This window comes from Streptomyces sp. NPDC049577 (assembly GCF_040675635.1).
GTDB lineage: Bacteria > Actinomycetota > Actinomycetes > Streptomycetales > Streptomycetaceae > Streptomyces.
On the sequence record NZ_JBFAPH010000589.1, the window covers coordinates 1 to 2,018 of the forward strand.

Sequence of the window (2,018 nt, forward strand, 5' to 3'; positions counted from 1 at the left end):
ATCATCGCCCGGAAGCCAGCCCGCCCGAGCGGCCCGTGCTCGTCCGCCCGCGCGTCGATCCGCCCGCACACCATCGCCGCCCCGCCCTCCAGCGCGCCCCGCGCGGCGGCCGTCCAGCCCGGCCGGGGCAGACAGTCGGCGTCGGTGCGCGCCACGAACCGGGCGCCCCGGTCGATGGCGAACCGCACCGCCGTGTCGACCGCGCACCCCACGCCCTTCTCCGGCTCGTCGACGACATGCACCGGGAACGGCGCCCGCGCGGCGAACTCGCGGGCGATACGCCCGGTGCCGTCCGTCGAGCCGTTGTCGGCGACCACCAGCGTGAAGCCGAGGTCCCGCTGGCCGGCCAGCGCGCGCAGCACCCCACCGATGCGCGCCTCCTCCTGGTACGCGGGCACCACCACCCACAGCTCGGTCACGACTTCTCCCACACCATGGTCATGGCGCTGATGCCGCCACCGAGCCCCACGAACAGCACCCGGTCCCCGGGCTCCAGCTCCCCGCTCACCCGGTCCAGCTGCACACCCAGGGTGGCGCTGGCCACGTTGCCCAGCTCGGGCACGGTCACCACCAGCCGGTCCTCGGGAACGCCGGTGACCTCGGCGAACCGCTCCAGGTACGGAAGTGTCACCTGGTGCACCAGGATCCTGCGGAAGTCGGCCCACTCCAGCCCGGTGCGGCAGCGCATCCGGTCCAGGACCGCCGTGCCGCTCTTCTCGAACACCTCACGCAGCTCACGGCCGTCGCCGTGGAAGTAGGTGTGCTCCTCGCCGCGTGGATGCCGGGAGCCACCGCCGGATATGCCGCCCACCGCCCAGTGCTCGGAGTGCGCCTCGGTCCCCACGTCCAGGATGCCGCCGCGCCCGACCGGCTCCACGACGACGGCCGCGCCCGCGTCCCCGAACGTGTAGCCCGCGAAGCCGTCGCGGAACTGCGCCGCGCTCACCGGCGCCCGGCGCATCGCACGACTCGGCGTCTCGCCCGTGACCACCAGGGCCCGCCGGGCACGCCCGGCCAGGATCATCGCGTGCGCGGTGTCGATGCCGTTGAGGAAGCTGTTGCAGGCGTTGCTCACATCGAACGCATGGGCGCGCGAGCCGAGTTCGGCCTGCACCACGTGCGCGGTCGCCGGCTCGGCGACGTCGCGCGTGGCCGACGCGTACACCAGCAGGTCGACGTCCAGCGGACCGAGCCCCCGGGCGGCGAGCGCCCGCCGCGCCGCGCCGGCCGCCAGGGTCGAGGCGTACTCGCCGTCCCCCGCGATCCGCCGCGTGACGATCCCCGTCGCCCGCCGGAAGAGGCCCTCGGGCAACGCGAGCCCACCGGCGCGGGCCACCTCCTCCTGCAACTCCTCGGAGGTCGACTCTCGGGCCGGCAGGCACGAACCGACGGCGGTGATCCCCACCCGGCCGGGCCGTGCCGCGGCCCTGGCAACGCTGTGCTTGAACATGGCCACAGCTTCCGGCCCGGGACGGGACGGAAGCATGAGTAGCCGTACTCAGACGCGGCTGGGCGGTTCGCGCAGCCGCCTGGGTACCCTCCCCGGCGCTACGGCACGGTGATGCTGCGCGCCAGGGCGGTGACGGACAGATGCCCGTTGGTCACCGTTTTCGGGAACGCCACCGTGAGATGGTCGCGCGAGGCCGGCGGGGTGATCCGCAGGTAGCCGGCGTTCACCATCCGGGGCGCGTCGGCGTGCGCCCAGCTCATGGCCGCCTCGGCCGACCGGCCGGGATCCAGGACGACGGTGTGCCGGCCGGGGTCCCGCACGAAGTACGTGCTGCCCCAGGTGGTGTGCGTCTCCACGGGCTGGTGCCGCGCGTCCTCCAGCTGGAGGCCCGGGTAGCCGCGCAGCGCGCAGGGGTGGGTGGTGGTGTTGGTCAGCGTGAGCAGTATCCCTTCGTGGGACATGCCGGTCTGGTGGCCGGGGGCCTTGTCGACCAGCGCGGCGCTCAGGCCGGACGCCTGGCAGGTCGCGACCCCGGGGGCGGGCGCGGCCGGCGCGGCGGCGGCGGTCC

At 74.7% G+C, this 2,018-nt stretch carries 3 protein-coding genes; all 3 read right to left on the reverse strand.

Annotated features, from left to right (window positions below; all coding sequences use genetic code 11):
• Window positions 1-419 (reverse strand): glycosyltransferase family A protein (locus AB0K09_RS33005; RefSeq protein ID WP_366069079.1); only part of this gene is annotated, 419 nt, incomplete at its 3' end.
• Window positions 416-1,450 (reverse strand): ketoacyl-ACP synthase III, encoded by a 1,035-nt coding sequence (locus AB0K09_RS33010; protein WP_366069080.1) that lies wholly within the window; start codon window positions 1,448-1,450, stop codon window positions 416-418. The genes AB0K09_RS33010 and AB0K09_RS33005, both read right to left, overlap by 4 nt.
• Before the next feature lie 98 nt (window positions 1,451-1,548).
• Window positions 1,549-2,018 (reverse strand): DUF4232 domain-containing protein (locus AB0K09_RS33015; RefSeq protein ID WP_366069081.1); only part of this gene is annotated, 470 nt, incomplete at its 5' end.

Excerpts from the sequence above, each read along its gene's own strand:
- AB0K09_RS33010 (WP_366069080.1), bottom strand. The coding sequence starts at position 1,450 with ATGTTCAAGCACAGCGTTGCCAGGGCCGCGGCACGGCCCGGCCGGGTG.